General features: G+C 65.2%; 6 protein-coding genes. 2 read left to right on the top strand and 4 right to left on the bottom strand.

All coding sequences use genetic code 11. From position 1 onward, the window contains the following. The 4 genes from VI480_RS08255 to VI480_RS08240 form a co-directional block, all read right to left on the bottom strand. Nucleotides 1–261 (bottom strand): CoA transferase (locus VI480_RS08255; protein ID WP_323672352.1); only part of this gene is annotated, 261 nt, incomplete at its 3' end. 40 nt (nucleotides 262–301) lie between these two features. Next, nucleotides 302–1,477, bottom strand: coding sequence for an amidohydrolase family protein (locus VI480_RS08250; RefSeq protein WP_323672351.1), 1,176 nt, complete (start codon nucleotides 1,475–1,477; stop codon nucleotides 302–304). Nucleotides 1,478–1,493: 16 nt separating this feature from the next. Continuing rightward, nucleotides 1,494–1,874, bottom strand: coding sequence for an AMP-binding enzyme (locus VI480_RS08245; RefSeq protein ID WP_323672350.1), 381 nt, complete (start codon nucleotides 1,872–1,874; stop codon nucleotides 1,494–1,496). After that, nucleotides 1,802–3,031: a long-chain fatty acid--CoA ligase gene (locus tag VI480_RS08240; protein ID WP_323672349.1), complete on the bottom strand. Its 1,230-nt coding sequence runs from the start codon at nucleotides 3,029–3,031 to the stop codon at nucleotides 1,802–1,804. The genes VI480_RS08245 and VI480_RS08240 overlap by 73 nt, the downstream gene beginning before the upstream one ends. Nucleotides 3,032–4,846: 1,815 nt before the next feature. On the opposite strand from VI480_RS08240, the gene VI480_RS08235 reads away from it, so the two are divergent. Both VI480_RS08235 and VI480_RS08230 read left to right on the top strand, forming a co-directional pair. Continuing rightward, nucleotides 4,847–6,238, top strand: coding sequence for a serine hydrolase domain-containing protein (locus VI480_RS08235; RefSeq protein ID WP_323672348.1), 1,392 nt, complete (start codon nucleotides 4,847–4,849; stop codon nucleotides 6,236–6,238). An 89-nt stretch (nucleotides 6,239–6,327) separates the two neighbouring features. After that, on the top strand, nucleotides 6,328–6,800 hold a 473-nt coding region (locus tag VI480_RS08230), incomplete at its 3' end, for a CoA transferase (protein WP_323672347.1).

Genomic DNA, 6,800 nt, shown 5'->3' with positions numbered 1-6,800 from the left:
GGCCAGCAGGGAGTGCAGCGCGGCGAGCCCTTCCGGCTGCCGCAGGTCCAGAGCGATGCTGCGCTTGCCGCGATTGTCCAGATCGAACGGCGGGTTGCCATCGCCCTGAAACAGCCAGCCCAGCGAACGGAACGGATCGCCGTCGGGTGTCTCCACCTTGAGCACGTCGGCACCCCAGTCGGCCAGGATCCCGCCGCAGGCAGGTCCGGCGATCCACACGCCCAGCTCGACGACGCGGATGCCTTCCATCGGCCCGGCCATGGGTCCTCCCCCTGCTCGCAGCGGCGATGCGGCAGGGTACTCAACGGTCTGCGCCGGCTTCCATACACAGTCGGCGTGCGGTCTCGGCGTCGATGCGTTCGGCTGGCGCGATATCTCGACCCGTGGCGGCCTCTATCCACTCGGCGGGATCGGGGGGAACCGTGGGAGCGTCGGAGGACAGCGTGACGCGAATGCCGCGACGCAGCAGGCTGGCCAGCGGCCAGAGCCATGCCTGCTCGGTCGGCGAGAGCTGTTCTCGGTACTTCTGCGCACGCCGGGTCACGAAGCTGGGCTGGGTCACCACTGCGACGCCGAGCCGGGCGATGCGGTCGAGCTGTTCAGGCAGTGCGAGCGCGCAATGTTCAATGCGGTCGGGCACTGTGCGGTCGGGCATTGGGCGACGGGCTTCGCTCGTCGCCGTCCCGGCCGGCGGCGGCGGGTGCGCCTCCAAGGCATCCAAGGTCGCTTGCAGTGTGTCGATGTCCATGACGTGCACGGCGACCGGAAATCGATGAGCGCGCGCCGCCGCTACCAAGTCGGCGATCGCGCTGTCGTCATCGTGAGGCGGCATGACCTTGGCGTGCCCGACCCGCACCGCGCCAGCATCGGCCGCGCCCCCAGACGACAGAACCGTCTCGCCAAAATCAAGATCTTCCAACGAGTCGAGTCGGTCGGCACCCACCATCGCCGTGACCTTCACGGAGGGCACCTCAGCGGCGGCTTCTGCCAGCAGCTCCAGCGCACCGATGTCGTTGGTGTGCGTCGCGTCCGTGCATGCGGTGATGCCCGCAGCAACCAGGTCGGCCAGAACCTCCGTGACGCCCGCCACCGTCGCGCTGCGATCGTCCCGTGGCACCGCTGCCAGCAGATCCTGACGCTCGACGAGCACATCGCCTGAAGTCAGGCCCAAGGCGTGGCCCGCGGCCGTGTTCACCACCGCCACATGACCGGTGACGTGATGCAGGACGGTTGGAACATCGCGGGTGACGGCATCAAGCTCGGCGGCGGTCGGGTGGCGGCGCTCGGCGAGCAGCGCATCGTCGTAGCCCCACGCGCGCAGCCACGCATCTCGGTCAGCGGCCGCTGTTCGCCCCTGCACGGCTTCGCCGATCATGCTCAGCAGATCGGCAATCGACGTGGCAGCGCGCACGTCCACTGATCGGCGTGCAGCCGCGCACGCCAGCAGATGCAGATGATCGTCCCGATACCCCTGCACCGGGCCTGAGCCGGCCTTAGATGCCCAGCTCGTCGAGCATGGGGATGAGATCGCGGCGCAGCAGCTTGCCGGTGGAGGTGCGCGGCAGCTCGTCCATGAGGTGCACGAATTCAGGCCGCTTGAACGGCGCCAGCCGCTCGCGGGCGTGGGCGACCAAGTCGTCGCCCGACGCCGCAGCGTCGGGGCGTACCACGGCGGCGGCCGCCACACGCTCGCCCCATTCCTCGCTCGGCAAGCCCACAACCGCCGCCTCCAGCACATCGGGATGGTCGTACAACACGGCCTCGACCTCGTCAGGCAGCACGTTCTCGCCGCCCCTGATGATCATGTCGCCGGTGCGGCCGTGGAGGAATAGGTAGTCGTCATCGTCGAGGTAGCCGAGGTCGCCCGTATGCACCCAGCCCTCGTGCGGGTCTTCTCGTCGTTGCCCCAGTAGCCGTCCATGGCCCGGAACGTCTGCAGCTGCACCTCGCCGATCACACCGGGCGCCACGACCTCGCCGCTGTCTGCGTCGACAACGCGAACCTGCACGTCCTCGAGCACCTGGCCCACCGATGAGAGCCGGTGCAGCTTGCGCTCTTTCTCTTCGTCGCTGCCGTCGATGCGGTGGTCGTCGGGATCCAGCACGGCCACCGTGGACGTCGTCTCGGTCTGCCCGTAGGCGCCGGCGAACGCCACGTTCGGCGGGAACATGTCGATGGCTCGGCGGATGACCGACGGCGGCATCGGCGCCGCGCCGTAGGTGATGGCTTCGAGGCCGCTGAACGCCTCATGGCCGAAGTTGGGAGCTTCGAGCACCCGGGCGAGCATGGTGGGTACCAGGAAGGCGTGCGTCACCGAGTGCGCCTGCACGCATTCGATCCACGACGACGCCTCGAACTGCGGCAGCAGCACCACTACCCGCCCGCTGTAGAGGGCATTCAGCATCGAGGTGAGCCCGGCGATGTGGTACAGCGGCGCTGCGACCGCCATGCGTCCCGTGTCCTCGCCGGTTGCGGCGTCGTTGGTGCCCATGACGTAGCCCGTGATAGCGCCGTTGGTGAGCTTGACGCCCTTGGGCATGGCCGTGGTGCCGCTGGTGTACAGCAGCGCGCACAGCCCGTCGGGGTCGACGTCCTCGGGCACGGGCAGCTCGAACGCCTCGTCGCGGGCGGCGGCATACGACGACGGGTCGTCCAGCACCAGGACGTGCTCGAGGTCGTCGGGCTTGTTCTGCTCGATCAGATCGCTGTAGCGGGACTCGGTGAACAGCACGCTGATGCCGCTGTCGCTCAACAGGTGGGCGGCCTCCTCCGCGCCGGCGCGGAAGTTCATGGGCACCACGGTGGCGCCGACGAATGCGCCGCCGAAGATGGCCTCGACGCATTCCACGCTGTTGGTGGCGAAGACGCCGACCCGGTCGCCGACCCCGACGCCGAGCATGGTCAGCATCCCGGCGGTACGTGCGACGTTGTCGAGCAACTCCTGGTAGGTGACCTCGCGGGCGGCACCGCCGCCGGCTTCGGTCGAGGTGTCGATCAGGATGACTTGTTCGCCAGCGATGGTCGCTGGCATGAAGAGCAGCATTCCCAGATTCACATCGATCCCCTTGTCAGTGCGGCCCGCGGCCCGTCTCCGCAGAGTCAACGACAGATGATCGCACAGCGTCCATCTGCGGTGTGTCGCTGTCAACCCACTCTCAGGGGCGCCAGCGGCAACACAGTCTGCCGTACCGGCTGCGCGGCTGACTCGCCCTGATCTCGGGCAACACCTTGATGCGATTCCTTCGAATCGTGCACAACGCACATGAAGCGCCTCTCAGCTGTCCTGCTGGACTTGGGTCTGACGACGCTCGCCCGGCTCGCGCCGGTGGTCATTCAGCACCTCGGAGGTGACATATGCTCCTGCTTAACAACCGCATCGACGGCCACGAGCCAAAGGAGGCATCGTGCGATACCGACGTAATTTTGTGGTAGTTCCCCTGATCGCTGCGTTCTGCCTAGTTTCTCTCGGCAGTCTGCCAGCAACAGCACAAAGCTCAGTTGACATACTCGCGAGAGGCGAGAATGTCACTGTCTTACGCGACGGCAACTGGGTTCGCCACAATTTCCTGAACACAATTCCTGGGTCAACGACGCTCCAACTCAACGGCGAGCGATTGCTTGGCCCCAACGGATCACAGGGCTGCATCTACTCAGGCAGTGAAACAGAGTTACCGGGTACTGTCGATACTAGATCAGTCCGTGTAGAGCGCCAAATTGCCCACAATGTCCAGACGTGCCAGCTGATCTTGGAATCAGCAACCCTCACGCGCAACCAAGCGATGCTGCAGGGCTTTCGTGTCGGTCCGCCCAGTAACGAGGTGAGCGCAACTGCGGCTAGGTCAGGAACAAACACAGCGTCGTCCCTCAATAGCGCACCTAGGAGTAGGACGACAGGAACGTACCAGAAGCTCTACTACGAGGATCCGCCTCAAATTGACGTGACGTCTGTAACCGCTCGCGTGAGGTGGACTTACAACGGCACATGTACCACTAACTCCCAACACTCAGCGAGCTGGGGCTGGTACAGCCCTAGCGGTTGGAAACGTACTGCACATTCGTGGGACCACGATCTGTCTTGCGAGTACGGAGCGACGACCGTTAACTCGGGTACATATCGTAATGGCATATTCTGCGCAACTGTTGACACTTGGAACCGGTATTACGTGAATTACGTCCAAGGCTTGTCCAATGGCAGTGTTCGCTATGAATGGAATCATCAGGCGTGGGGCGGTTGTACGGACCTGTTGAGCTTTCATCGAGTCACTGGATACTGGGGAGGATGACGCCGATAGGCCTTCATTCTTGAGTACCCGCGGCAAGATCGGCGACACTTCCCACGCCAATGCATGAGCTGATTTCTGCGGCTTGAGTGTGCTGAGGAACATGCTGACTGTTATTCTCTTCGTCAACGTTGCTGCTGCCGGAGTGCTGTTGTCGGTCGCGGCGTTGCGTCCCTCACGGCGGCGTGCGTCCCTCATCGCAGCAGCAATGGCATTGTTCAGTGTCGGTGTCCTGAGTCTCGCTTCGTTTGGCATCTTGGCACTTGTCGGGGGACTGATCTGTGCCACGGCAGGGTTTCGGGATCGATCCAACCGCACACAGCGATCAGAAGCTTGAGCACCGCCGTCGGGAGGGCCAGCAGTGCCGGGCAGATGGGGCAGCAGTGAGCCAGTTGCTGGCTGGTATCCGGCGCTTCACGTTTGCACGTGGAGCAACTCGTTGAGGGCGTCCCTCAAAGTGTCGATCAGGATGACCTGTTCGTCGGCATGAAGAGCAGCATTCCGAGACTCACTTCAACCCCCTCCGGCTCGCCCAAGCAGAGATATCAACCCCTTACGCTGCTCACATGAAGCACCTCGCATCGGCCTTGCTGAGTTTGGGTCTGCTGACAGCCGCCTGCAGCGGCGCAGATGACGTAGCGCCGACGACTACCGCCCCGCCTCCCGCGACCACAGAGCCACCAGCACCGGCAACGGGCGCCCCGTCCGCGACGACGGATGCCGCTTCGCCTCCGGCGACCACTGCCGTACCGACAGCCACCACCTCCGCTGCGGTACCGCTCACGACGGCAGGGCTGCAGGACGAACCCGAATCAGACGGCGAGTCCGGCAACAAGTCCGAACCCGAGGCCGAGCCGGCTGATCCGCTCGGCGCTGCTATCGGGGACTGGATGGAGCGCACTGGTGCGCCCGGCCTCGTACTGGCCATGACGCAAGGCGGTGCCGAACCCATGACCTTCGCTTGGGGTGTGAGCGACATTGCGACTGGCGCTCCCCTGACCGTCGACCACCACGTGCGCATCGGCTCGGTCACCAAGTCGGTCACCGCTGCTGTCGTGCTGCAGCTGGTCGCGGAAGGCGCGGTCGAACTCGACGCGCCGGTTGTGCAGTACCTAGGCGAGGGCTGGGCACCGGGATACGAACACGCCGCCGCGGTCACCGTGCGGGACCTGCTGGGGCATACCTCGGGCTTTGTCGAATACGCGTTCGACGTGCAGTTCTACCAACTCGCAGCGCCCCGGCTGGCCGAGCAGATCTCACCTGAAGAAATCCTGGAATTTGCCGCCGCGTACGGACCCGTGGCGGAGCTGGGGACCGAATTCTACTACAACACCACCGGCTACGTCGCTGCGGGCCTGCTCATCGAGGCGGTCACCGGCAACACGGCAGCCGCGGAGCTTCGGTCCCGCGTGTTCGAGCCGCTCGCTCTGGAGCACACCTACCTCACGCCTGAAGAGTTCCCACCCGAGCCCACTGCGAACGGGTACGTCGGCGGCACGATCGGCTACCTGATGGGGCCGCTGCTGGGACTCACCACCGACAACCAGATCACTCACAACGACGCCATCTTCGTGGACATCGGCACCGTGCCGAGCGATTTCGCCCGTTCCGCGGGATGGACCGGCGGCGGCATCGAAGCGCAGATCGGCGACGTGGCACTGCTGATACGAGGACTCTTCGCGACCGACATCCTCGATGAAGACCAGGTCGCTCTCATGACGGCAGGCCACCCGGATCCTGCCAACAGCTACGGCCTGGGCATCTCGACTGACGAGATTCTCGGTCTGACCATCTACACCCATGGTGGCGGTGTGCCGGGCTTTCGCACCATTGCGGCATATGCGCCCGCGTTCGACCTCGGCATCGCGCTGACAACCAACCTGCTGGGCCTGGAGAGTGACGACGATGTCGGGCCGCTGTTGGAATCGCTGGCCCCGATCCTGGCATCCATGAACTGACAAGGCCGGCAGGCCGGTGAGCCTCTGGAGGTCATCGGCCATACTCTCCCCGTCAGGACCGGTCCTCGGAGCCGGTCGAGGGGGCAGCAGTGAGCCAATTGTTGGCCGGCATCCGGGTGCTGGAACTTGCATCGGGGGTCTCAGGTCCGTATCTGGGGAAGCTCTTCGCCGACCACGGCGCCGATGTCATCAAGGTGGAACCGCCCAGCGGGGACCCGGCCCGCCGTCATGGCCCGTGGGGCGCGTCCGCGACACCGCCGCACGGCGCGGACAGCCTGGAGCAGTCGCCGCTCTTCCTGCACCTCAACACCAACAAGCGCAGCGTGATCGCCGATATCGGCAGGGATGCGCCCAGCGCCGATGACATCGAGTTGGTCCGAGCGCTGGCAGCGAGCTCAGACATCGTGATCGAGGCCTTCCCGCCAGGCCATCTGGATCACGTCGGCCTTGGGTACGAGGCCCTGCGCAGTCTGCGACCGGGCATCGTGCTCACCTCGATCACGCCGTTCGGGCAGTCCGGCCCGTACGCGCAGGCGGGCTACCGGGGCAGCGACATCGTGAC

The sequence above is a fragment of the Candidatus Poriferisodalis multihospitum genome (assembly GCF_028283155.1).
Lineage (GTDB): Bacteria > Actinomycetota > Acidimicrobiia > Acidimicrobiales > Poriferisodalaceae > Poriferisodalis > Poriferisodalis multihospitum.
This window is presented reverse-complemented; position numbering and strand designations above follow the sequence as displayed.

Coding starts and splice junctions, on each gene's coding strand:
- VI480_RS08240 (WP_323672349.1), bottom strand. CDS start 3,031: ATGCCAGCGACCATCGCTGGCGAACAAGTCATCCTGATCGACACCTCG.
- VI480_RS08235 (WP_323672348.1), top strand. CDS start 4,847: ATGAAGCACCTCGCATCGGCCTTGCTGAGTTTGGGTCTGCTGACAGCC.